We start from the raw sequence: 23,779 nt of genomic DNA, 5'->3' as shown, positions 1-23,779 counted from the left end.
GTCCCCAAACTCTGCGCGCCGGTTTATGTTCATTAATGCCAAGCACGCCCTAAGACATTTTTTCTTTTTTTTATTCTTGCGGTAAGGGGAGGGAGCCGCGCCCCCTCCCGAGTATGTCTTACTTCCGGGACTTCATGGCCAAGCCCACCAACAGACCGACACCGGCAGCCCCCAACAGGGCGGCCGTCGGATTGCGCCGGATCGCGGATTCAAGCTGACCGTGTGCATCGCGCACCATGACCGCGCCCTCCTCGTAGGCCGCACGGCCACTTTCCTGAGCCGCAGAAAACGCTTGCGAAGCGTGGTCGCGCGCTTCCGCGTAACCTTCCTCAATCGACTCGCGGGCACTGTTTACGGCGTCCTTGGCATGGGCGGCGGCACGGTCGATCCCGGAGTCCGACCCATTGCGAAGCGGATTTTTCGAAGCACTCATGATTGATCTCCTTTCCGTCATAAAACCCGCAACAGGGCGAAAGGTTCCCGGGAACCAATTCGGTGTATGGAAAGTTGAGATGGCAGACTGATCGAATACTGTAGGAGAAACTGAAATGCTTTATTGGGCTCTGCTTTTCTTCGTTGTCGCCATCATCGCCGGTATCTTTGGCTTTGGCGGCATCGCATCCGCATCGGCCGGCGTCGCACAAGTGCTGTTCGTGCTGTTCCTGATCCTCTTCGTCGTGGCAATGGTCGCACGCGCCCTGCGTGGCCGCACGCCGTAACAAGGGATCAAGTAGACCTTATCCGAGCCCGGCACAGACATGTGTCGGGCTCGACTGACTCGCAGTGGTGTTCACTATGCTTACGAGAACTTGCTCGAAACAGGTAACAGTACTGTACCTCGGAACTTTAAGCACTAAATAGGGTCATTGGAGTCAAGTTGGGGCATGGAAGACGGCATGACCGAAATGCAATTTGCGACCGGTGTTCAGCTGAAGGCCGATGTAAACGATCACCGGCTCAAACTTAGCGATCCCGCACGCCTGGAGGCACTGACCAAAACCGGCGTCATGACGGATACATCCGATCCGGCGCACGAGCGCAGCGTGCGACTGGCCAGCCGCATTTTGAATGCGCCTGTCAGTCTCGTGTCCTACGTCGACGCGGAGCGGCAGCATTTCAAGGCACAAACTGGCCTGGCCGGACCAGCGTGCGATGCGAAAGGCACGCCTCTGTCCCATTCTTTCTGCCAATACGTCGCCAGCTCCGGCGAACCGCTGATGGTGTCAGACGCCCGCCACGATCCATTCCTGCGGGACAACGGTGCAGTGCATGACCTGAACGTTATCGCTTACCTGGGTGTGCCGGTCCACGCGCCTACCGGCGAAGTTCTTGGGTCGTTCTGCGTGATCGACTCACAGCCGCGGGACTGGAGCCAGGCCGATCTGGACGCGCTGTCCGATCTCGTTGCGATGCTCGAAGCAGAGCTGGCGCTACGTCACACCGTCGACGAGCGTGACGTCGTCCTGCAAGAGATGAACCACAGGATCCGCAACCTGTTTTCGCTGATCGGTGGGATGGTGCGGATCGACCGCCGCACCTCCGCCTCTGCGCATGATCTCGCGGACAGCATCACGCGCAGGCTCGAAGCGCTGAACGCGGCGCACAACATGATCGTGCCCGTCGTGCAGGCCCAAGGCAGTTTCGGAACCGGAGCGCCATTGGGTGATCTTCTGTCAAAACTGTTGCAGCCTTACCAAGGCGAAAACCGATTGGTACTGACGGGCGAAGAGGTGGCCGTCGGCCCCAAATCGGTCGTCTACATGACCCTGGCTATTCACGAACTGGCAACGAACTCGGCCAAGTATGGTGCCCTGTCGGTCGATGGCGGGCGCTTGGACGTCCAATGGTGGATCGAACGGGACACCCTGCGCATCGACTGGAACGAGACCGGCCATCAATGGGGGGAGATCGACATTCAGGGCGGCGGATTCGGATCGCGCCTGCTGACGATTTCCTTGGAAGGACAACTTGGTGGCACGCTGACCACCGAAATCCAGCCTGATCGGTTCTTTCACCGGATGCACCTGCCGCTGGAAAGATTGGCGAACTGAACCGAGATGAAAAGGGCCCCAAGCGGGGCCCTTTTGTTCAATTCGAGATGATGCGTTCGGATCAGGCTTGCAGCGTTTCCGTCGACGAGAAAAACATCGCTTGGCTGACTGCCGAGCGGACCTGTTCCTCGGTGTAAGGCTTGGCGATCAGGAACGCCGGCTCGGGGCTTTCGCCGGTCAGCAGGCGCTCGGGGAAGGCCGTGATGAAGATCACCGGGATATCGGCGTTGTCGCCGAGGATCTGGTTCACCGCGTCGATGCCCGACGACAGGTCTGCCAGCTGGATGTCGGACAGGATGAGGTCCGGCGTCTCTTTCTTGTAAAGCGCCAGTGCTTCTTTTTCGGTCTTGGCGATGCCGGTGACCTGATGACCCATCTCTCCCACGATGCTTTCGAGATCCATGGCGATGATCGCCTCGTCCTCGATGATCATGACCTTGCCGCAGACGGACTTCGACATTTCGGCGTAGGCAATATCAACCAGTTCGCGCGCTTCGGTCTCGGAGGTGTCCAGCACAGCGCCGACTTCTGCGAAAGACATTTCTTCGATGGTGTGCAGCAGAAGGGCCTCGCGCGTGTCACGCGTCAGTCGGGCGAGGTGTTTTTGTGCCTTGGCCGCAAGACCATCATCATCCTCGGACAGCGCGCCGCCGGTGGAATTCCAAATGGTCTGGAAGACCTTGAACAGCGCCACCTTCGGCGCCAGTGTGCGGTCGAAGCTATTGATATCGCTCAGGATCGCCTCAAGCGTGGCAGCGGCGTAGTTGTCACCCTTGTCCTGCGAGCCCGTCAAGGCACGGGCGTAGCGGCGCAGGAAAGGCAGGTTCGAGCCAATCACGCTGGTAAGGTCGGTAGACTGAGTTGTGCTCATCGTCCGGTATCCATCATTTTTTTTGCATCCTCAGGGAACCAAACACCGCAAAACACGTTATGTTCCCGCCATAGACAAAAAAAATGTGTAAGCTGAAACATGAACTCAGATCGAAAGACAACAAGGGTGCAACAGGAAATCGACGAGAACCTGAAGCGCGCTTACGGGGACGTTACCAAGCAGGGCGTACCGGATCGCTTCACCGATCTGCTGGCACAGTTGCGGGCAGCCGAGGGCGGAAATTCCTCCAACAACGGAAGCAATAATGCAGAGTCCTGATACCCGTGATCCCCGCGACCAGCTGGTGGATCACCTCGGGCCCATGCGCGCGTTCGCCATGTCCCTCACTGGCAACTCGGCGCTTGCAGATGACATGGTACAGGACGCACTGGTCAAAGCCTGGACAAAAATTGATACCTTCGAGAAGGGAACCAATTTGCGGGCTTGGCTGTTCACAATCCTGAGGAACACCTACTACTCGCACCACCGCAAGGCGCGGCGTGAAGTGGGCGACCCGGATGGGACCTTCTCGGCCAGTCTGGCCCAGAAACCGGACCACGACGGACGCTTGCAGATGCGCGACTTCAACACGGCCTTCGCAGAGCTGTCGGATGAACAGCGTGAAGCGCTTGTGCTGGTTGGGGCAGAAGGGTTCTCCTACGAAGAGGCCGCAGAGACATGCGGTGTCGCCGTAGGCACCGTGAAAAGCCGGGTCAACCGGGCACGGGCGCGTCTGGCCGAACTGATGGGGCTGGATGACGAAGAGAACCTGGAGCTGACGGACCGGGTGACGACAGGGATCGTATCGGCGCAACGTCACGCCATGTGAACGGAAACAACGAACGAGCTTTGACGTGATCAAGGTCCTTACAAAAAGCCTCGGCGCGCGCATCGCTTTCCTGATGTCCCTGGCAATGCTGCCGCTGGGCCTCATCTCGGTTTACCAGACCTACGTGGTGGTGGACGAGGCGCAGGACCTGTCGAAGGCCGCATTGCTCTCAGAGACCGTGGCCGCCGCCACGGGAGAGCGCGAGATGATACAGCAAGCCTTGGGCGCCGCCCAAGGCCTGTCCTCTGCTGTGGCGATTGTCGATGACATTGCGTGCAGGGATATCCTCGCCAATTTCATCGACAGCCAGCAGCTGTTCATCTTTGCAAGCTTCGTCGCCGCGGATGGACGGATGAATTGCAGTTCGAACGGTATGGTCCGAGACTTTTCAGGCACCCGTGCCTTTGAGGATGCGATCCGCCGCAATGGCCCGGCTGTCGAGATGCTGCCGGTTGGCCCGATCACCCAACAATCGGTCATCACTGCGGCACATCCTGTGAAGAACGGCGATGAGACGGTGGGCGTGGTCTCCATCTCCATTCCGCATTCCATCGCCAACGCAATGCTGGAGAATCCACTCCCGACGCAGGAACTGAAGCTCGCCTCGGTCAATCTCGACGGCAGCATCATCTCTTCGACCAGCGGCATTCAGGCGGGTCCGGGGTTCCTGCCCCGCGACATACCATTGACAGAACTGGTGACGCGCGTCGGCACCACTTTCCGCGGCATCGCGGGCAACGGTGAGGAACGGTTTTTCGCCGTTGCGCCCATGATCGACGATGTTCTGGTGCTGGTCGGCAGCTGGCCAGTTTCCGTAGCCAACGCCAGCGGCGAAGGCCCGCGTGCGCGCATGGCGGTGGTCTTCCCGGCCCTGATGTGGCTGGCCGGGATCGGCGTGGCATTCCTTGGTCTGCAGCGCTTGGTTGTGCGTCACATTCGGCAATTGCGTTCTGCCATGCGGCAGTTCGCCCTTGGCGAGCGTCGTCAGACGTATCTGCAACTGGTCGATCCCCCCGAGGAACTTGAAGAAGCCCAGCGTGCCTTCAACCGCATGGCACTGATCCTGACAGAGGCAGAAGCCCGTCAGGAAAAGGACCTGCGCGACAAGGAAGTCCTGCTGAAGGAGGTCCACCACCGGGTGAAGAACAACCTTCAGCTTATTGCGTCGATCATGAACATGCAGGCCCGCTCGGCGCGGTCTGCCGAGGCACGGCACATGCTGGCGGGCTTGCAGCGCCGCGTGCGCGGCCTCGCCATGCTGCACCGCACGCTTTACACCACGCCGGATCTGACGACCGTGGATTCGGGCGATCTGGTGAAGACCGTGGTCGACGATGTCACCACCCTCTCACAAAGCGGTCGCGTCGATCTGCAAACGGACATTGCAAGCTTTGCCCTGTTCCCGGATCAGGCCGTCCCGTTGTCCATGCTCGTCACCGAGGCGCTGACCAATGCCTACAAGTATGTCGGAACTGGTCAAAATGGCCAGTGCCAGATCTCCATCAGCCTGTCCGAACTGGATCATGGCGACGTGGAGCTGTTGATCACGAACACTGTGGGCGTCGATAGCCAACCCATAGACAGCCAAACCGAAGAAGGCGACGGTTTGGGGAATCGTCTTATGACAGCATTCATTCGTCAGCTGGACGGGCAGGTTTCTCAGGTGAAGGACGATGGTCAATTCACGTTAAGCGTGATCTTCCCGCGTCGCGACTTCACTGCGCAGCGGCAGATCGAAAATGCAGCTTGAGGCCGTCACAGATCTGACCTCCGACGACCGGACTGAGACGCCCGTGCGCGCCAAGTCCGACCGTCCATTGGTCCCGGACTTCGACGTTCTGGTGACGGCCGACGAGGCGTGGCCAGCTTTTGAACGTGCTGTACTGGCCGCCAACCGCGAGATCATTGCCGGCTTTCGCATCTTCGACATGACGACCAAACTGCGCAGCCCGGAAGCGCGCGCCGTAGGAGAGGACTGGTTCGATCTGCTGGCAGATGCCTTGCGCCGCGGTGTCGAGGTGACGCTGGTGGTCACTGACTTCGACCCGGTGATGGGCACCGAACTGCACGAATTATCGTGGCGCACCGTGCGCCAGGGCGCTGCGCTGGCAGAAGCTGCCGGAGTGGTCGGGACCAATCAACTTCAGGTCAGGGCCACGCTGCACCCTGCAAAGCCGGGTGCATTGCCTTGGATCGCCCTCCTGCCTGCATTACTGCGCAAGAAGTGGGACCGCATGAAGAACATCAGCCGTGCGCGGCTCGACCGGCAGGCTGTAAGACTGGACGTGGGCAGCCTGCCAGAAATCCATACGGTGACGCACCACCAGAAACTTGCCGTCATGGACGGTGAAATCCTTTATGTCGGGGGGCTGGACCTCAACGAGCGACGCTACGACTCGCCCGCACATGACCAACCCGCCGCACAGACCTGGTCCGACGTGCAGGTCATCCTGAAAGGACCAGAGGCCCGGGATGCCCGTGCGCATCTTCTGTGTTTCGAAAACCTTTGCGGCGGCAAGGCCACTCCGGGCGCCCTTCCGGGGATCAAGCGCACGCTCTCCTGCCCTCGCCGTTTTCAATTGCCGTTCCTGTCACCACGGACCTTGCTCAGCGAAATCGAGGAAGCACATCTAAGCGCCTTTCGCGAGGCCCGTCACCTTGTTTACGTGGAAACCCAGTTCCTCCGCTCCGGCGTGGTCGCCGATGCCTTGGCCGAAGCGGGGACAAGGAATCCGGACCTCACCCTTTTCTTCGTGCTTCCCGCCCTGCCCGAGGATGTGGCTTTCGAGGGCAACGAGGAGTTGGACGCGCGCTATGGTCTCTCCTTGGAACGGGACGCCATGAACACGCTCCGGCAAGCTTTCGGTGACCGCGTGACATTCTCGTCTCCGGTGCGCCCGGTGATGGCCGCGCGGGACACGCGTGCGGTTCTCGCAGGGTCACCCATCATTTACGTCCACAACAAAGTCCTTGTGCGCGACGACGACTACGGTCTGGTCGGCTCTGCGAACCTCAACGGGCGCTCGATGCGTTGGGACACCGAAGTCGCCGTCGAGCTGAAGACCCCTGACCGGGTGGCCCGGCTGCGCGAAAAGCTGTTTCAACATTGGTGGTTCGACCCTCTGCCCGAAGAGGCGCGGGACCCGAAGACCCTGCAAACCCGCTGGGCCGCAGAGGTGCGCCGCAATGGCGTCTGCCTGCCAGAAAACCGCAGCGGCTTCCTTGTGCCTTATGACAAAGGCCAGGGCGCGGAACTCGTCCAACCGCTTCCCGGTGTGACAGAGAACGTGGTATAACCGCTTTTCCGCGCTATCTTGCTGAAAAGACATCAAACCGGAGCCCGATATGAGCCGAGGCCGCACCGCCGTTTCACCGTCCCAGATCCCTGCTCGAGGTCTGCTCGACGTCGGCGTGCGCATCTACAACACCATCGTTCATGACAACCTCAGCCTGCTGTCGGCAGGAATCGCGTTCTACGGTCTGCTCTCCCTGTTTCCGGCGATCACCGCAGCCGTTGCCCTTGCGGGCATGGTGACCGACCCCAGTTACCTGATCGACACCTCTGACGCCATTGCGCGCGTTCTGCCCGCTGCCGCCGCCGAGATCCTCATGGGCCAGCTGACCAGCGTCGTCACGGCGTCGAACAGCTCTCTGGGCTGGGCTGCTCTCTTTGCCATCGGGTTGGCCCTGTGGTCCGCATCCAAAGCGGTCGAGAACTTCATCATCGGTCTGAACGTCATCAACGGTGAGCGCGAGCGGCGCGGCTATTTCGTTCTGAAGCTGCTCAATATCGCCATGACGCTTTGCCTCATCATCGGCATCCTCATCACGGTCGGCATCGTGGCAGCCATGCCCGCCATCGCGGCCTACGTGTGGAAGAACCCGCAATTCAACGAACTGGTTCTGGTCATCCGCTGGCCGATCCTGTTCATCGTCGGCGTCTTCGGCATCGCCATGTTGTACCGCTTTGGTCCGTCGCGACGTCGTGCCAAGTGGCGCTGGCTGACGCCGGGTGCCGCGCTGGCCTGCGCCCTTTGGGTCACCGGCAGCATCATCTTTTCCAAATACGTTCAGTCGTTTGGCAGCTACAACGAAACCTTCGGCACGCTTGGCGGCGTCATAATCCTGCTCTACTGGCTGTGGCTCTCGGCCTTCATCGTTCTGCTCGGCGCCACGGTCGATGCCGAAATGGAGGCGCAGACGCGCCACGACACCACCACCGGGCCAGAGCGCCCCATGGGCCAGCGCGGCGCCGTGAAGGCGGACACTCTGGGCGCACTGCGTGGGGAACCAGATCGCTAGTTGCGAGTTTCTCCGATGACCAGATGGTCACCCCGCCAAACACCCGCGCCAGTCTTCAAAAAATCTTGAACGGCACGGGAACCAGATCGAGGCTCGCGGGTTAACCTACTGAAATCAGGAGGGAATACACAATGAGAATTGGTGCAGTTATCGCAGCCATCGTTGCAATCGTGCTGGTCGGCTTTGGCATTTACATGATCGACATCGATCAAACCCAGGAAGCACGCCTGCCCGATGTCGAGGTCAACGTCGAAGACGGCCAGATGCCGAAGTTCGACGCAGAAGTCGGCGACGTCGATGTGGTCGAGGAAGAGGTCACCGTGACCGTTCCGAAGCTGGAAGTGACCCCGCCGGAAGAAGAGAACGTCGCTCAGAACTGATCTGACCGTTCAATCCAAAGGTAACAGGTAAAGGAGACGCGTCATGGATCGCGACATCATGGAAGGTAAATGGACCGAACTGAAGGGCAAGCTGCGCTCGGCCTATGGTGATCTCACCGACGACGAGCTGGAAGAGGCGCGCGGCGATCGCGAGCAACTGGAAGGCAAGCTCCAGCAGCGACTGGGCAAGTCCAAGGACGAAGTTCGCCAGATCGTCGACAACATGTTGAACGCTGCCTGAAGCAACCGCTTGTAGGGGCCAACGGTTTTACTACCTCGGGCCGGACAACCCCACAGACAACGCCGATCGTGACACTCACGGTCGGCGTTTTCGCGCGAGGGCTAAATCATCATGATGTGCTGGTAAATGGTCGGAGCGAGAGGATTCGAACCTCCGGCCCCTGCCTCCCGAAGACAGTGCTCTACCAGGCTGAGCTACGCTCCGACCGTGGAGCGCGGGATATATCGCCCGCACGACTTTGGCAAGAGACGTTTTTCGTCTCCCGCCAAAACATTTTACCTATTGGTTCTCGCCGACCGTCCGGGTTCCGGCGTTGGTCATCTTGCGCCGGTCGTCCGGACGCAGGAACGGCGAGATGCGGAACGCCGCGCCGTAACCACGAGACCGGGTGCGCAACACGGGGGTCTGCGAACTGCCCTTCGAGCTTTCGCGCAGAACGATGTAGATCCCCGAAGCGATGATGATGCCTGCGCCGATCATGGTGAAGGTATCAATCGTCTCGTCGAACAGAAAAAACCCGTAGGCACTGGCCCACAGGATCTGGGAATACTGCATCGGTGCGACGATGGCGGCCTCCCCGGCCTTGTACGCGCCGATCAGGAAAAGCCCGGCGATGAACCCCATGATCGAGATCAGCGAGGCCGCTCCAAAGTCGATGATCGGCATGGGTTTGTAGAAGGCGATCATCAGCGCGCCGACCACCACGAAGTTCGCCGCCATCGGGTAAAGCAACAGAACGACGGCGCGTTCTTCGCGCCCGACCTTGCGCACGATGATGGATGCAAGCGCCCCAAAGATCGCCGAGCCCAGCGCGGCAAGGTGGCCGAACGACATCGGCGCGGACCCGGGGCGCAGCACGACCAGAACGCCCAGCAGACCGACCAGAACCGCGACGCCACGACGCCAGCCGACCTGCTCCCCCAGCAGGGGAATCGACAGGATGGTGATAAGCAGCGGCGCTGCAAAGAGGATGGCGTAGGTCTGCGCCAGAGGAAGCACCGAAAAGGCGTAGAACGCGCACATGCCGTTCAGCACGGCCGCCGTGGTGCGAATGACCGTCCACATCGGGTAGACGGGTCGCAGCGTCCCGGGCTGCGGATCACGCATCAGCATGAAACTGACTAAAGGGAAGGACATCAGCGTCGAGAAGAAGATGATCTGGAACGGGGAGTATCCCCCACCGAGATATTTGATCACCACGTCATGGGTTGCGTAGATTCCGAATGCGATCAGCGCCAGCAGCGCGCCTTTGGCGTTATGTCCCATGGTCTCTTCCTGATTGCGCAAACATCCGCACCGAACCAGAGGTTTCCCGCGGATGCAAATGGAAAGGGCCGCCCCGGCACCCCAGTACCGGAACGGCCCTTCAATCTGGTTAACCCCTGTTAGAGGCTGGCGTCCAGAGCGGCGACGACGGCATCGCCCATTTCCGAGGTCGAGACCGGGGAAACACCCTCTTCGCCCAACAGATCAGCAGTGCGCACACCGTCTGCCAGCACTTTTTCCACGGCCTTTTCAAGGCGATCCGCTTCGGCACCCTGATCGAAAGAGTAACGCAGCGCCATTGCGAAAGACAGGATGCAGGCGATCGGGTTGGCCTTGCCCTGACCCGCGATATCCGGCGCGGAGCCGTGCACCGGCTCGTACAGCGCCTTCGGACGGCCGTTCTCCATCGGTGCGCCCAGCGAGGCCGACGGCAGCATCCCCAGCGAACCGGTCAGCATCGCGGCGAGGTCGGACAGCAGGTCGCCAAAGAGGTTGTCGGTGACGATCACGTCAAACTGCTTTGGCCAGCGGGTCAACTGCATCGCGCCCGCGTCGGCGTACATGTGCGACAGCTCCACATCCGGATATTCCGCATCGTGGATCTCCTGCACGACGTCGCGCCACAGGATGCCGGATTCCATCACGTTGGCCTTCTCCATCGAGCAGACCTTGTTGTTGCGCTTGCGGGCCATTTCAAAGGCCGACCGCGCCACGCGGGCGATCTCGGACTCGGTATAGCGCTGGGTGTTGATGCCCACGCGCTCGTTGCCTTCCTTGATGATGCCGCGCGGCTCGCCAAAGTAGACGCCCGAAGTCAGCTCGCGGATGATCATGATGTCGAGACCGGCCACCACGTCCTTCTTCAGCGACGAGAAATCCGCCAGCGCATCAAAGCACTGCGCCGGGCGCAGGTTGGCGTAAAGGTCCATCTCCTTGCGCAGGCGCAGCAGGCCGCGCTCGGGCTTCACCGAGAAGTCCAGCACGTCGTATTTCGGACCGCCCACGGCGCCCAGCAGAACCGCGTCCACTTCCTGCGCCTTGGCCATCGTATCGTCATGCAGCGGGGTGCCGTGCTTGTCATAGGCCGCACCGCCGACGAGGTCCTCGGACACGTCGAAGGCCAAGCCGCGCTTGTCACCGTACCAGCTGATGATCTTGCGCACTTCGGCCATGACTTCGGGGCCGATCCCGTCACCGGGCAGGATGAGAAGCGAGGGGTTGCTCATGGGGGCGTCCTTTGTTCGTGGATTGCGCATCGCCTAGCCGTTGGGCAACGGAAGGTCAAGAAACACAGGGCTTCAGCCCGTGTTCAAGCGCGTCCCAGACGCGGCGGATGCGGGGGGTCTGGCGCACCGCCTCATGCGCCGCCAACCAAAGGGGCAGGGTCGGCATCGGCACGTCCGGCAGGATACGCCGCAGGCCCGGATCGGCATCCGCCACATGGGTTTGCGCAAACCCGATCCCACAGCCAGCGCGCATCAGTTCATAGTAGACGCATTGATCGTCGGTCCGCGTGGCAAACCAATCGCGTTGCGCCGGAATGCCCACTTTGCGCAGGCCCTGAAGGATCAGGTCAGACCGATCGTAGCCGATGACGTCATGGTCAAAGAAATCATCCATGCTTTCTGGCTGTCCGCACCGCGCCACGTAGCTCTGTGACGCATACAGCCCCAGCCTCATTTCACCCAGGTATTTCGTCACGATATCAAGCTGTTCTGTCCGATACATCCGGACCGCGATATCCGCCTCGCGATACAGCAGGTTCTCGGACCGGTTCGAGGGCACGAGATCGATGGAAATTGCAGGTTCCTCGGTCCGCAACCGCGCGAGGATCGGCGGCAGATGGTGGAACGCACTGAACACGCTTGCGGTCACGCGGACCGGACCGGAAAGTTTTTCCGACCGTCCGGCAGCGGTCAGGCTCAGCCTGTGCAGCGCATCCGCCATGGTCCGCGCATGCGGCATCAGTGCTGAACCCGCCTCGGTCAGTGCCAGACCGCGCGGTTGGCGTTGGAAAAGGCTGACATCCAAGGCCTCCTCGATCTGGCGGATCTGACGTCCGGCGGTGGGCTGCGAGATGTTCAGACGGCGCGCCGCTTCGGTCAACGACCCGGTTTCACCCACGGCGAGGAAAGTCTGCACCAGAGACCAGTCAAGTTTGGACAGCGAGTCAGCCATTCACATATGAATACGCCCTCTGCGAATTCTCGCAATTCCTGAAATATTCTGAATGGCGCAATCTGGCAAAGCAACCCAATGAGGAATTTCGCTATGACGGGGAAAGTTCTGATCCTTGGCGGCAACGGCCGGTTCGGACGCCATACCGCAGAGGCATTCTGGAATGCCGGGTGGTCTGTCAGCCTGTTTGCGCGGGGGGACGATCTGATGGCCGCCGCCCGCGGCAAGGACGTGATCGTGCACGGTTGGAACCCCGCCTATCCCGACTGGGCCGCGCAAGTGCCCCGCCAGACGCAGGAGGTCATTTGCGCCGCCAGGGCCTCCGGCGCGACGGTGATCCTGGCAGGCAACGTTTACGTGTATGGCGAGGATGCACCCGAGGCATTCGGCCCGCATCTGGAACATGCCGCACGCAATCCGCTGGGCCGCATTCGCGTCGAGATGGAGCGCCAATTGCGTGGCGCCGGTATTCCGCTGATCGTCCTCCGCGCAGGAGATTTTCTGGACACCGAAGCCTCGGGCAACTGGTTGGACCGGATCATGGCGAAATCGTTGCACAAGTCGGTTCTGACCTACCCGGGAGACCCGGACATTCCGCACGCCTGGGCATTCCTTCCCGACATGGCGCGCGCCGTTGTCATGCTGGCCGAGCGGCGCACCGCCCTGCCTCGCACCAGTGACATCGCATTCCCCGGGTACACCCTGACTGGCCGCGAGCTGGCAAATCTTTGCGGTCAAGCCCTCGGCCGCGACGTTCGGGTGAAGCCGATGGCCTGGTGGCCGCTTCAGCTCGCGCGACCGATTCTGCCGCTGGCCGCTTCCTTGCTGGAAATGCGGTATCTTTGGAACAAACCTCATCACCTCGCGCGTGGCAGCTTTGATCACGTTGCGACCGATTTCACCCCGACCCCGGTGAAGGAGGCGATTGCGCGGGCAATCTCGCCGCTGGTCGCAGGGACAGATCGACCCAGACCAGCCGATGCCGTCCCGGATCGGAGTCGCCCTCAGACGGCATGACCCCGGCGCCCAGAACATCGAATGCCTTGTCAGGCAACACGTAGCTGACCCGCATAGGCCCGGTACTGTCCCACGAAACAGTCTCCACCCCGGGTTGCGGATCGGTGAGGCGCGGATGCGCCAAGAGGGTTTGCACGGCTTCGTGCAGACCCTCGCCGCGTTCAGGGTCCAGATTCAGATTACCGGCGATAACAACGGGCAAGCCCGGAGGTGCGCCAAGACGCCCGTCCAGATAATGCCCCCACAACAGGACCTCGTCATGGTTTCGCCGGCCGTTCCGATCCTCCGGCCCATCGAAGACCGGGGGCGTCGCGGCCAACGTCAGCAGAAGAAAAGGGCCATCCGCCCCGTCGACCCGCAGCGCCCAATGCGCAGCACTGGACAGGCGCTGAACATCCTGTCCCGTGTCACCGGACATCATGTTGCTGTCCGGGGCCTCTCCCCACGGAAGCCGGGAAAAGTCCGCTTCCATCGCGACGGGATAGCGCGACAGAACCGCCACGCCACCCTGACCCGAAAACAAGCCGTACCCCTGCGCATCCCGTGGTCCGCCAGTCCGCCCGTCGCCATCGAGGTCCAGACCTGTCTGCCACCCGGTATTGGGACGCACGGCAAAGGCGTGCCTCAGGTCCGCGCCCCGTTCGCGAAGCCCCTTTTGCATGGCGCCCAGCGCCGCCAGTCCCCCATCGTAGTCGATGTCGGTCAGCACCAGGATGTCCGGATCGGCCGAAATGATCGGCGTCAGATCCACATCCCCGGCAACGAGCTCCCGCAACAGCAGACCCGGCCCCTTGCGACTGAAATCGCCATGCCACGTGGCGACGCGCAGACCATCGGCCCGCGCGGCAAAGGCGACCATGAGGTAAGAAAGAACCAGGATCAGGCCAGTTGCAACTCGGCCTGCGCGTAAGCGCGACGGCGCTTTTCCTCGATCAGATCGGCGATCCTCATAAGTGCGACCCCGCGCATGATGAGACTTGCCGGAAGGAAGGACCATGCAATCATCGTCCAGATAAGCGGTTGAAAGTCGATCAGGTTCGGGGCGGCACCCCAGGCTTCGGCCAGCTTCAATCCGGCCGGTGCCAAGAATGGCAGAAGAAACCCTAATGCGACGTTAAAATGGCTGTCGCGTTTCAGACGGTACAAGACATCTCCGCCGGTGGTCGGATCGAACAGGGGCAGATTGACCCAGAAATTGAACGCGCCCTTGCGGATCGGCCAATCGAGCAAACGCACGACGGCCACGAAAACCACCAGTGTCGAGAGCGAAATCAGATAGGCCAGCCCGGCGAGCGCCCGTATCAGGTCGAGCGCAGGGGCAGGCGCGTCGGCGGGTGCAACCAGCACCATCAGGCGCACGGGAGAGAACGGGAAATCCATAGCCTGTCCAACGCTGTGGCCGATCTGGCTGATGGACAGCGTCACCGGGGTCGGATGTGTCGCACCGCGTGCAATCAGGGACATCAGAAGGACGGTCACGAAAAGCGCGAGAAACCTCATCCGGTTGAACGGCGGGGCATCGCGAAATTCGATCAGCGAGGGGTATTCCGAGATGTATTCGACAAAGGTCAGCACGGCAGCGACAAGCGCCAGAAGCGCAGCGATTTGCGTGGTGTCAGGGCGCACGTTCGGCAGGATCATTGCGGGCAAGGCAATGAGCATAGCCACAAGAAAAGCGCGCGCCGCAGCCGCCACCATGCGTGATATCACAGATCTGCCCTTTCGATCCGGACGGTTGCGATACGATGCCGCGACCTTGTTCCATTTCGATCCCGCCGATTGTGACGGGCTGCCTCATTCTTGCCCAAATTCTGCCCCTTTTCACGCGGCACCACAACAACAAGGTAAGACCTCGCACCGTTTTCAGGCGGATTCGCGGTTGGACTGGTGCGGGATTGCATCATTTCCGCGGCGCAGACGCGGCGGGGTTGTGTGGGTCTACAAGATATTGGGCTTGCAGTATTTTCCGGATCTATGCCAAGCGGCGCAGCGCCATGAGATCGACGGAATTTCTTAACCTTAGCCCGTTCTTTCACCCATCCTCAAGGCCGCTGTGGCCACGCAGGCGCGAACTCGCCGGATGCCCAGCGGCGTTAACCCTAATGGGTAGTTTAGACCGGGGCGGACATATCAACGCGTTCCCGGCTCCCGGGAACGGAACGAAAAAGGCCCGCCGGGGTGGCGGGCCTTTCTGTAATCTCGCGGGCGGTCAGACCCAGGGACGCTCCTGCGCCATCTTGCCCTCGTAGGTGTCGATGGCCGGGGCCTTCTCCAGCGAAAGACCGATGTCGTCGAGACCGTTCAGCAGGCAATGCTTCTTGAACGGGTCGATCTCGAAGGAGAACGACTGGCCGTCCGAGGTCGACACGGTCTGCTCTTCCAGATCAACGATCATGCGCGCGTTCGAGCCCTTCTCGGCGTCCTTCATCAGCACATCGACGGCCTCTTGCGGCAGCACGATCGGCAGGATGCCGTTCTTGAAGCAGTTGTTGTAGAAGATGTCGGCGAAGCTGGTCGAGATGACCGACTTGATGCCGAAATCCTTCAGCGCCCACGGCGCGTGTTCACGCGACGAGCCGCAGCCGAAGTTGTCACCGGCGACGATGATCTCTGCCTCGCGGTACTGCGGCTGGTTCAGGACGAAATCGGGGATCTCGTTGCCCTGACGGTCATAGCGCATCTCGTCGAAGAGGTTCACGCCAAGGCCGGAGCGCTTGATCGTCTTGAGGAAGATCTTCGGGATGATCATGTCCGTGTCGATGTTCACGAGCGGCATGGGGGCCGCGATCCCGGTAAGCTTGGTAAACTTGTCCATTAACAGACTCCTAATTTCGGGCCGCAAGATGTGGTGTCCGCCGATCCGATGCACCCGGATGCACAATCCATGCAGAAACTATGCACAAACCATGCATATCGCAGTGCAGCATTTCGGCTTTTACCCCTTGCGGAAGCAGGATTAACCGGGCGGTAAGCACCGCCCGGCGCGGGATCACGCGGTCTCGGTCAGCAGCTCGCGCACGTCGGTCAGGTGACCGGTCAGCGCGGCAGCAGCGGCCATGGCAGGCGACACGAGGTGCGTGCGCCCCTTGTACCCCTGACGGCCTTCGAAGTTGCGGTTGGACGTGGACGCGCAGCGCTCGTTCTCGGACAGCTGGTCGGGGTTCATCGCGAGGCACATGGAGCAGCCCGCCAGACGCCATTCGAAACCGGCATCGGTAAAGATCTTGTCCAGACCTTCTTCCTCGGCCTGAAGACGCACGAGGCCCGAGCCCGGCACCACCATGGCGCGGTTCACCTTGATCTTCTGGCCCTTCACGATCTCTGCGGCGGCGCGCAGGTCCTCGATCCGGCCGTTGGTGCAGGAGCCGATGAACACCGTGTCGATCTTGATGTCGGTCAGCTTCTGGCCCGGGGTCAGACCCATGTAGTCCAGCGAGCGCTTGGCCGCCTCGACCTTGCCGCCCTTGAAGTCCTCGGGCGCGGGCACCAGCGCGGAGATCGGCAGCACGTCCTCGGGCGAGGTGCCCCAGGTCACGACCGGCTCGATTTCCTCGCCCTTCAGCGTCACGACCTTGTCGAAATGCGCGCCTTCGTCGGTGAAGAGGGTCTTCCACCAGGCCAGAGCGGCCTCGAACTGCGCACCTTTCGGGGCGTGCGGGCGGCCTTTGACGTATTCAAAGGTCTTCTCGTCCGGCGCGATCAGGCCAGCGCGTGCGCCGCCTTCGATGGCCATGTTACAGACGGTCATGCGGCCTTCCATCGACAGGTCGCGGATCGCCTCGCCACAGTACTCGATGACGTAGCCGGTGCCGCCGCCGGTGCCGGTCTGGCCGATCACGGCGAGGGTGATGTCCTTGGCGGTCACACCGGGGCGCAGCTTGCCGGTGATCTCGACCTTCATGTTCTTGGACTTCTTCTGGATCAGCGTCTGGGTGGCCAGAACGTGCTCCACCTCGGAGGTGCCGATACCATGCGCCAGCGCGCCGAAGGCGCCGTGGGTCGCAGTATGCGAGTCACCACAGACAACCGTCATGCCCGGCAGGGTCCAACCCTGCTCCGGGCCGACGATGTGCACGATGCCCTGACGGATGTCGGTCACCGGGTAGTAATGGATGCCGAAATCCTTTGCGTTCTTGTCGAGCGCGGCGACCTGGATGGCGGAATCCTCGGTCATGTTTTTCGGGTCTTCGCGGCCCGCGGTGGTGGGCACGTTGTGGTCCGGCACGGCGATGGTCTTTTCCGGCGCGCGCACCTTGCGGCCCGCCATGCGCAGGCCCTCGAAAGCCTGAGGAGACGTCACTTCGTGGACGAGGTGGCGGTCGATATACAGAAGGCAGGTGCCGTCCGCGTCTTCGGATACGACGTGCGCATCCCAGATCTTGTCATAAAGCGTCTTGGGGGACATGGTCCTCTCCCGTTCTTTGGGTATGGGTGTCTTGGGTATCTTGAATGGGTGGCGCGTCGGCGCCGGGCGCAAAAGCGCCTCAGCTCATACCGATAGGCAGGCGCGCACCGTGTGGGTGGCCCCGAAGAAGCGTTCGCGCAGCCGGGCGCGGTCGCAAAGGTCGAGCGTCTGTTCCATGCCATCGCAGATACAGGTTGCCGGTGAGTCTATCAAGGGCTTGGCTCGGGTCGTCACGCTTGCACGGAGAGCGGCTTTGCCTAGGATGAATTAACCACGATGGAAGGACCGGCATGGAGCCAGTGACACCGATCCCCCTCGACGGGGACCTGATCCGGCAGGGGCTCGATTTCCTGTTGGCCGAGGGCGGCGCGCTATGGCGCGAGGTGACGCGCAAGTGGACCCTGTACCAATTGCTGATCGCCATGGGCGTGTTCGCCGTCGCGTGGCTGGGGGCCCTGGCGCTGTCTCCGCTGTATGGCAACTGGCTGAGATCGCGCGACAACTGGCCGAAATGGCGCTTGCGGCTGGGGCTGGTGGTGCAGCGGCGCATGCGGATGATCCTGTTCGTTCTGCTGATCTGGTGCGTCTACCTGGTGATGAAGGAGGTCACCTGGGGGTCGCGCTCGGTGCTGCTGCGCATACTGGCGAACCTTTCGGCGGCATGGCTGTTCATCGCTTTTGCCACGCGGATGTTCCTCAGTCCGGCGATGGCGTTCCTTGTGCGCTACGGTGCGTGGACATGGGCCACCCTGTCGATCCTCGGCTGGCATGACGAGGCGCGGGCCTTCCTCGATTCCTTTGCCTTCACGCTGGGCGACACGCGGTTTTCGTTGTGGCTGCTGCTGAAGGCCGTGGTGGTCATGGCGACGCTCATGGCGCTGGCGCGGCTGGCGTCAGGGGCTTCGGCGGCGTCGATCCAGCGCAACAAGGACATCAGCCCGTCGATGCAGGTGCTTGCGGTGAAGGTCCTGCAGGTGGCGCTGTTCGGTGCGGCGTTCTTCCTCGGGCTGAAGTCGGTGGGAGTCGATCTGACCGGCCTTGCGGTGCTGTCGGGGGCGATCGGCGTGGGCCTCGGTTTCGGCCTGCAAAAGGTCGTTTCGAACCTCGTTTCAGGCATCATCATCCTGCTGGACAAGTCGATCAAGCCGGGGGACGTCATCAGCCTCGGCGACACCTTCGGCTGGATCGAGGCGCTAGGCGCGCGCTATGTCAGCGTCGTGACGCGGGACGGCAGGGAGTACCTGATCCCCAACGAGGACCTCATCACCGGGCAGGTGGTGAACTGGTCGCATTCCAACGACTTCGTCCGGCTGGACATCCATTTCGGCACATCCTACCACGACGACCCGCACAAGGTGCGCAAGATCGCTATCGAGGCGGCAAAGGGCGTGGACCGGGTGCTGACCTTCAAGCCTCCGGTCTGCCATATCGTCGGCTTTGGCGATTCCTCGGTGGATTACATCCTGCGATTCTGGATCACCGACCCGACGGGCGGCCTGACCAACATCCGTGGAAACGTGTTCCTGGCGCTCTGGGACGCCTTTCAGGAGAACGGGATTTCCATTCCATTCCCACAACGCGAAGTGCGCCTGCTGGGCGACTCCCAGAATAGTGACAATTCTATGCAGTCAGTCGTCGATTAACCGACCGTTAGGGGTCTCTGAGCCATGCTCTGTGCATGTCTCGATCCGATGATAACTGGCACGATGCCGCCCTGCGTCCCTATGACGATGGCCCCCGGCCAATGGTGGCACCGCGTGGTTTGCCCTCGGATGGTAGGAACTCTCTCTGGAAGGGCCTGGCGCGGCTGGTCGGGTTTGTAAGTCCCCGCAAGCGGCCAGGCCCCCCTCCGGGCACGTATTATCGGCGCGGACTGGACTGAGGGAACGACGCGGTATGGCAAGGCAACCGGATCAGCCATCAGGCATTCGCGCCCCGTGGCATCCGCAATCATCCTGAAACCGTTTTATCAAGCCTCGGAGATATGCGGTCGCAGCCGATCGAATGCTGCGCTCAGCACCTCTCTTGCCCCGGACTTCACCGGCGCCCCATGCGCCATGACCAGCCGTTCAACGGGCCATTTCAGGATGTGCGCCACCGCCGCCCCTGCCACCTTGCGGTCCGTCGTGGCCAGCCGGAACTTTCGCGGCACCGACGGCACGGGCGCGCTCATCAGGTCAAGCCGCGCCACCAGCTTGCGCCAGCCGTGAAACCAATCGCGCGGCAGCTGCTGCACGAGGTCAGTGACAAGAACCGTGGCAGACGGACGATGGAAGAACACCACTTCGGTGGTGATCCGGTTCCCCGGCACCACAACCTGGTCGAGCACCCCCGCCCACGCCGGGCACGGCACATCTGACAACGGTGTGCTGGCGTCCACGCCCAAAGCCTGACAGCCGGGCGCGGCATGGATCTGCGCCTCTGGCCAGAACTTTGACCACGCCGCGACAAACAGATGATGCAGGCTGTTCGGCGCGACGATGTGGCGGACGGGACCGAGGGCCTCCACTTCGGCGCGCAGGGCGTTGGTCAGGGCCACAGGCGACCAGACCCACAGCCCGCCGCCATCCGGCAGGCGCACGACGGCCATGCGTGTCGGAAACCGGAATCCCGCCGCCCCGGTGACAACCGGGCCGTCCGAGAGCCAGAGATCAGGCCCGAAGGGTTCCAGCATGGCGGCTCTACTCCCACAAGTCCGTGGACAGGTACTTCAGCCCGCTGTCACAGACGACAAAGGCGACAGTGCCGCCGTCTTCCGGGCCTCTCAGCAACTGGATCGCGGCGGCGAGGTTCGCACCCGAGGAAAACCCGCCAAAGATACCCTCGCTCCGCGCCAGAAGACGGGCGGCCTCGCGGGCGTCGTCCCCGGTCACGGTCAGATGGCCCGCAAGCGGCACGTCTGACAGATGGGCGAGGTCGGCCATCAGGTAGCCGCCACCCTGGATCGGATGGTCGGGGTGGTCCGTCGCGCCGCCCGAAATGGCCTCGGCCCCCTTGGGTTCGACGGCGTAGCACCGCACCCCTTTGGGCGTCAGGAACCGCGCAACGCCGCCCAGCGTGCCCCCTGACCCAGCGAAATCCGCGAAGGCGGTGACCGACCCGCCCGATTGCGCCCAGATCTCCGGCCCGGTGCCGGTTTCATGCGCCAAGGGGTTGCCCGCATGGGCGAATTGATCGGCGCGAAAAGCACCGCGCTCGGCGGTCAGGCGGCGGGTCGCATCGTCGACCAGTGCAAGGTCCGCCCCGGACACCTGCCCCGGACGGCCACCGGGGGCCTGCGGGACCAGCGCCACCTCGGCCCCCAAGGCGCGCATCATCCGGGCGCGCTCCATCGAGTTGCCCTCGCTCATCACCGCGATGAAGGGATGGCCCATCACGGCACAGGCAATCGCCAGCCCGGTCCCCATGTTGCCCGAGGTCAGCTCGATCACCGGCTGACCGGGCCGCAAGGCACCCGAGGCGGTGGCCGCCTCCATGATCGCCCGCGCGGCGCGGTCTTTCTTGGAAAAGCCGGGCAAAAGGTAATCGCATTTCGCCAGCAATCGGCCCCGCAGGCCAAGCTGCGCGGTGAGGCGGGACAGCTCGACCAAGGGCGTGTCGGCAATGGCGTGCAGGATGTTCGGGAGCGCTTCCATAGGACAAGGCATAGCCTGCCAAAGGCGGGACGTCACGTCGCGGCTGACAGTCGGTCGCGCAGCGGGCAAAGTGCGGCCAACCATAGGGAGAGAGACATGCAGGAACTGGGTGATATCGTCATTCTGAGCGGCGCACGTACCGCCATCGGCACCTTTGGCGGGTCGCTGTCGGGCGTTGCGCCCATCGACACGGCGACCGCTGCCAGCAAGGCCGCGCTGGAACGCGCCGGGGTCGAGCCGGGGCAAATCGGCACGGTGGTCTTTGGCCATGTCATCAACACCGAACCGCGTGACATGTACCTCAGCCGCGTCGCCGCGATGCAGGCCGGTATCCCGGACACGGTTCCGGCGATGAACGTGAACCGCCTGTGCGGGTCGGGGGCGCAGGCCATCGTGTCGGGCGTGCAGGCACTGGCGCTGGGCGATGCGGACTTCGCGCTGGTCGGCGGGGCCGAGGCCATGTCGCGCTCGCCCTATATCGTGCCAGGCCAGCGGTGGGGCCAGAAGATGGGCGATATCAAGACGCTGGACATGATGCTGGGCGCGCTGAACTGCCCCTTCGGCACCGGCCACATGGGAATCACCGCCGAAAACGTCGCGGGCGAGCATTCCGTCACCCGCGAGGAGCAGGACGCCTTTGCGCTGGAAAGCCAGCGGCGCGCGGCGGCGGCCATCGAGGCGGGGTATTTCGACAGCCAGATCGTCCCGGTCGAGGTGAAGGTGAAGCGCGATACGGTGGCGTTCAAGGTCGACGAGCACCCCAAGGCCACGACGCTGGAGGCGCTGGCGGGCCTGCGTCCGGCTTTCCGCAAGGATGGGTCGGTCACGGCGGGCAATGCCTCGGGGATCAACGACGGCGCGGCTGCGCTGGTGCTGGCGCGGGGCGAGGCCGCCGAGCGCGCCGGTCTGACGCCGCGTGCGCGGGTGATCGGCTACGCCCACGCGGGCGTGCGTCCCGAGGTCATGGGCATCGGCCCGGTCCCGGCGGTCGAGGCCCTTCTGGCGCGCACCGGCCTGACGGTCGGCGATTTCGACGTGATCGAAAGCAACGAGGCCTTTGCCGCGCAGGCGCTGGCGGTGAACAAGGGCCTCGGTCTGGACCCGGCCAAGGTGAACCCCAACGGCGGCGCCATTGCGCTGGGCCATCCGGTCGGCGCGACCGGCTCCATCGTCACGGTCAAGGCACTATACGAGCTGGAGCGCATCAATGGCCGCCGCGCGCTCATCACCATGTGCATCGGGGGTGGTCAGGGCATTGCCGTGGCAATCGAGCGCATCTGAAACCGCGTCCCCCCTGAGGTAGGTCGGGGTTGACCCCGACCTACGCAAAGGAAAACCGTCATGCGCCCTGTCCTTGGAAGTGCCCGCTACCTGGTCCTGATCGCGGTAATCGGCGCGCTGGTCGCTTCGGTCTGCCTGCTGGTCTACGGCTTTCTCGAAGGCGGCAAGCTGGTCTGGTACCTGTTCGAAAAGGCCGAAGTCACCCGCAAGGGCGCCAAGGAAATGGCGCTGGAATTCATCGAGATCATCGATCTGTTCCTGATGGGGACGGTCTTCTACATCGTCTCGGTGGGGCTGTATTCACTGTTCATCGACCCCACGGTGCCGACACCCGACTGGCTGAAGATCCGCACGCTCGACGACCTGAAGAACAAGCTCGTCGCGGTGGTGATCGTCGTTCTGGCGGTCGTCTTCCTCGGGCAGGCGGTGGCCTGGGACGGGGCGCGCGACCTGATGGGGCTGGGTGTCGGCATCGCTGCAGTCATCGCGGCCCTGACCTGGTTCATCAGCGTGAAGGCCGGGAAGACCGAGAAGTCCTAGCGCCTGTGCCGGCGGGTCACTCGCGGCTGTCGCCCAGCCGGATCATCGCCGCCTTGGCCGTTTCAGAGGGCAGGATGGCAATGCATTTCGCATAGCGCGGCCCCAGCCGTTTCGGGTTCGACAGCGCCCGCCACAGCCATTCCAGCGCGAATGTCCGCACCCATTTCGGCGCGCGATTCTGGGTTCCGGCAAAGAAATCGAGGCCCGCGCCGATGCTGACGAAACCGACCTCGGGGGCGACCTTGCGGCCATGGGCGGCGAAGACCTCCTGCTTTGGGGCGCCCAAAGCGACGAAACACAGCCGCGCGCCGCTGTCGGCGATCTCGCCCAGCATGGCCTCGGCCAGCTCGCCCTTGGGATCGAAGCCCATGGCCGGCGCGATGGTACAGACCACGTCCAGATCGCGGATCTCGCGCTCGAGGTAGTCCTTGGCCGCCGCCAGCACCGGGTCCGACGCGCCGAACAGCGCCACCTTGACCCCCTGCGCCGCCGCGATGCGGGCCAGCGGCTCGATCGCCTCCGACCCCGGGATCAACGACACGGGCCGCCCGGCCAGCTTCGACATCCAGACAATCGGATTGCCATCCGCCACCACGAAATCCTGCGCCGCATAGGCGATCCGAAAAGCCGTATCGCCGCGCAGCTTCACCAGGTGGTCAAGGTTGATCGTCGCCAGCGCAAACCCTTTACGTTGCGCGAAACGTTCCCGCACCCGCGCTTCGAGCACGGCCCAGGTCGGTACGTTCACATGGATCGTCTGGCCTTCGATCCGGAATTCCATCA

25 protein-coding genes and 1 tRNA gene are annotated in these 23,779 nt (G+C 62.5%); 13 read left to right on the top strand and 13 right to left on the bottom strand.

The annotated features are described in order from the left end of the window. Nucleotides 1-118: 118 nt before the first annotated feature. The gene (locus tag ACP16H_RS07690; protein WP_425071681.1) at nt 119-433 is read right to left on the bottom strand and encodes a DUF883 family protein; all 315 of its coding nucleotides are present in this window, start codon (nt 431-433) and stop codon (nt 119-121) included. A gap of 115 nt (nt 434-548) precedes the next feature. Here ACP16H_RS07690 and ACP16H_RS07685 point away from each other — a divergent pair, with 115 nt between their 5' ends. Continuing rightward, complete coding sequence (locus tag ACP16H_RS07685; protein ID WP_425071680.1) at nt 549-719, top strand: DUF1328 domain-containing protein; 171 nt, start codon at nt 549-551, stop codon at nt 717-719. 165 nt (nt 720-884) lie between these two features. Continuing rightward, on the top strand, nt 885-2,051 hold the full coding sequence (locus ACP16H_RS07680) for a GAF domain-containing protein (RefSeq protein WP_425071679.1): 1,167 nt from the start codon (nt 885-887) through the stop codon (nt 2,049-2,051). Between the two features lie 61 nt (nt 2,052-2,112). Here ACP16H_RS07680 and ACP16H_RS07675 read toward each other — a convergent pair whose 3' ends face one another. Beyond that, a complete protein-coding gene (locus ACP16H_RS07675) occupies nt 2,113-2,922 on the bottom strand; it encodes a response regulator (RefSeq protein ID WP_425071678.1) in 810 nt (269 codons plus the stop codon). 126 nt (nt 2,923-3,048) lie between these two features. On the opposite strand from ACP16H_RS07675, the gene ACP16H_RS07670 reads away from it, so the two are divergent. From ACP16H_RS07670 to ACP16H_RS07640, 7 genes are all read left to right on the top strand, one after another. Then, nucleotides 3,049-3,201 carry a NepR family anti-sigma factor gene (locus ACP16H_RS07670; RefSeq protein ID WP_425071677.1) on the top strand — a complete coding sequence of 51 codons (153 nt, stop codon included), beginning with the start codon at nt 3,049-3,051 and terminating at the stop codon, nt 3,199-3,201. Then, nucleotides 3,188-3,751, top strand: coding sequence for an RNA polymerase sigma factor (locus ACP16H_RS07665; RefSeq protein WP_425071676.1), 564 nt, complete (start codon nt 3,188-3,190; stop codon nt 3,749-3,751). The genes ACP16H_RS07670 and ACP16H_RS07665 overlap by 14 nt, the downstream gene beginning before the upstream one ends. Nucleotides 3,752-3,776: 25 nt before the next feature. After that, complete coding sequence (locus ACP16H_RS07660) at nt 3,777-5,501, top strand: sensor histidine kinase (RefSeq protein ID WP_425071675.1); 1,725 nt, start codon at nt 3,777-3,779, stop codon at nt 5,499-5,501. Beyond that, nucleotides 5,491-7,047, top strand: coding sequence for a phospholipase D family protein (locus ACP16H_RS07655; RefSeq protein ID WP_425071674.1), 1,557 nt, complete (start codon nt 5,491-5,493; stop codon nt 7,045-7,047). Before ACP16H_RS07660 ends, ACP16H_RS07655 begins: the two co-directional genes overlap by 11 nt. Before the next feature lie 49 nt (nt 7,048-7,096). Further along, nucleotides 7,097-8,053, top strand: a complete 957-nt coding sequence (locus ACP16H_RS07650; protein ID WP_425071673.1) for a YihY/virulence factor BrkB family protein — start codon at nt 7,097-7,099, stop codon at nt 8,051-8,053. Nucleotides 8,054-8,184: 131 nt separating this feature from the next. Then, nucleotides 8,185-8,433 carry a hypothetical protein gene (locus ACP16H_RS07645; protein ID WP_425071672.1) on the top strand — a complete coding sequence of 83 codons (249 nt, stop codon included), beginning with the start codon at nt 8,185-8,187 and terminating at the stop codon, nt 8,431-8,433. 43 nt (nt 8,434-8,476) lie between these two features. After that, nucleotides 8,477-8,674 (top strand): CsbD family protein, encoded by a 198-nt coding sequence (locus tag ACP16H_RS07640; protein WP_425071671.1) that lies wholly within the window; start codon nt 8,477-8,479, stop codon nt 8,672-8,674. Between the two features lie 127 nt (nt 8,675-8,801). Here ACP16H_RS07640 and ACP16H_RS07635 read toward each other — a convergent pair. The 4 genes from ACP16H_RS07635 to ACP16H_RS07620 form a co-directional block, all read right to left on the bottom strand. Next, nucleotides 8,802-8,878 (bottom strand) — tRNA-Pro (locus ACP16H_RS07635). 75 nt (nt 8,879-8,953) lie between these two features. After that, entirely contained in the window at nt 8,954-9,940 is a 987-nt protein-coding gene (locus ACP16H_RS07630) for a DMT family transporter (RefSeq protein ID WP_425071670.1), read from the bottom strand. 119 nt (nt 9,941-10,059) lie between these two features. Further along, the gene (leuB, locus tag ACP16H_RS07625; protein WP_425071669.1) at nt 10,060-11,166 is read right to left on the bottom strand and encodes a 3-isopropylmalate dehydrogenase; all 1,107 of its coding nucleotides are present in this window, start codon (nt 11,164-11,166) and stop codon (nt 10,060-10,062) included. Nucleotides 11,167-11,221: 55 nt separating this feature from the next. Beyond that, on the bottom strand, nt 11,222-12,118 hold the full coding sequence (locus tag ACP16H_RS07620) for a LysR family transcriptional regulator (protein ID WP_425071668.1): 897 nt from the start codon (nt 12,116-12,118) through the stop codon (nt 11,222-11,224). A 207-nt stretch (nt 12,119-12,325) separates the two neighbouring features. Here ACP16H_RS07620 and ACP16H_RS07615 point away from each other — a divergent pair, with 207 nt between their 5' ends. After that, a complete protein-coding gene (locus ACP16H_RS07615; protein ID WP_425071667.1) occupies nt 12,326-13,135 on the top strand; it encodes an NmrA family NAD(P)-binding protein in 810 nt (269 codons plus the stop codon). Here ACP16H_RS07615 and ACP16H_RS07610 read toward each other — a convergent pair. The 4 genes from ACP16H_RS07610 to leuC form a co-directional block, all read right to left on the bottom strand. Beyond that, on the bottom strand, nt 13,017-13,994 hold the full coding sequence (locus ACP16H_RS07610) for an endonuclease/exonuclease/phosphatase family protein (RefSeq protein WP_425071666.1): 978 nt from the start codon (nt 13,992-13,994) through the stop codon (nt 13,017-13,019). The two genes, ACP16H_RS07615 and ACP16H_RS07610, sit on opposite strands and share 119 nt — an antisense overlap. Before the next feature lie 20 nt (nt 13,995-14,014). Next, complete coding sequence (locus tag ACP16H_RS07605) at nt 14,015-14,833, bottom strand: hypothetical protein (protein ID WP_425071716.1); 819 nt, start codon at nt 14,831-14,833, stop codon at nt 14,015-14,017. A gap of 511 nt (nt 14,834-15,344) precedes the next feature. Further along, nucleotides 15,345-15,950 (bottom strand): 3-isopropylmalate dehydratase small subunit, encoded by a 606-nt coding sequence (leuD, locus tag ACP16H_RS07600; protein WP_425071665.1) that lies wholly within the window; start codon nt 15,948-15,950, stop codon nt 15,345-15,347. Nucleotides 15,951-16,124: 174 nt separating this feature from the next. After that, complete coding sequence (gene leuC / locus ACP16H_RS07595) at nt 16,125-17,540, bottom strand: 3-isopropylmalate dehydratase large subunit (RefSeq protein ID WP_425071664.1); 1,416 nt, start codon at nt 17,538-17,540, stop codon at nt 16,125-16,127. A 290-nt stretch (nt 17,541-17,830) separates the two neighbouring features. On the opposite strand from leuC, the gene ACP16H_RS07590 reads away from it, so the two are divergent. Then, nucleotides 17,831-19,183 carry a mechanosensitive ion channel family protein gene (locus ACP16H_RS07590; protein ID WP_425071663.1) on the top strand — a complete coding sequence of 451 codons (1,353 nt, stop codon included), beginning with the start codon at nt 17,831-17,833 and terminating at the stop codon, nt 19,181-19,183. A gap of 326 nt (nt 19,184-19,509) precedes the next feature. On the opposite strand, the gene ACP16H_RS07585 is transcribed toward ACP16H_RS07590, so the two are convergent. Together ACP16H_RS07585 and ACP16H_RS07580 are read right to left on the bottom strand one after the other, a co-directional pair. Beyond that, nucleotides 19,510-20,214 (bottom strand): DUF4336 domain-containing protein, encoded by a 705-nt coding sequence (locus ACP16H_RS07585; protein ID WP_425071662.1) that lies wholly within the window; start codon nt 20,212-20,214, stop codon nt 19,510-19,512. A gap of 7 nt (nt 20,215-20,221) precedes the next feature. Further along, entirely contained in the window at nt 20,222-21,175 is a 954-nt protein-coding gene (locus ACP16H_RS07580; RefSeq protein ID WP_425071661.1) for a PLP-dependent cysteine synthase family protein, read from the bottom strand. 105 nt (nt 21,176-21,280) lie between these two features. On the opposite strand from ACP16H_RS07580, the gene ACP16H_RS07575 reads away from it, so the two are divergent. Both ACP16H_RS07575 and ACP16H_RS07570 read left to right on the top strand, forming a co-directional pair. Further along, complete coding sequence (locus tag ACP16H_RS07575) at nt 21,281-22,456, top strand: acetyl-CoA C-acyltransferase family protein (protein ID WP_425071715.1); 1,176 nt, start codon at nt 21,281-21,283, stop codon at nt 22,454-22,456. A gap of 60 nt (nt 22,457-22,516) precedes the next feature. Continuing rightward, nucleotides 22,517-22,996: a YqhA family protein gene (locus ACP16H_RS07570; protein ID WP_425071660.1), complete on the top strand. Its 480-nt coding sequence runs from the start codon at nt 22,517-22,519 to the stop codon at nt 22,994-22,996. 16 nt (nt 22,997-23,012) lie between these two features. Here ACP16H_RS07570 and ACP16H_RS07565 read toward each other — a convergent pair whose 3' ends face one another. Further along, nucleotides 23,013-23,777 carry a WecB/TagA/CpsF family glycosyltransferase gene (locus tag ACP16H_RS07565; RefSeq protein ID WP_425071659.1) on the bottom strand — a complete coding sequence of 255 codons (765 nt, stop codon included), beginning with the start codon at nt 23,775-23,777 and terminating at the stop codon, nt 23,013-23,015. Nucleotides 23,778-23,779: the final 2 nt, after the last annotated feature.

Origin of the sequence: Sagittula sp. S175, from assembly GCF_049800975.1 — a bacterium.
Taxonomy (GTDB): domain Bacteria; phylum Pseudomonadota; class Alphaproteobacteria; order Rhodobacterales; family Rhodobacteraceae; genus Sagittula.
Note: the sequence above shows the minus strand (reverse complement) of the source record. Positions and strands in the feature narration are given on the sequence as shown.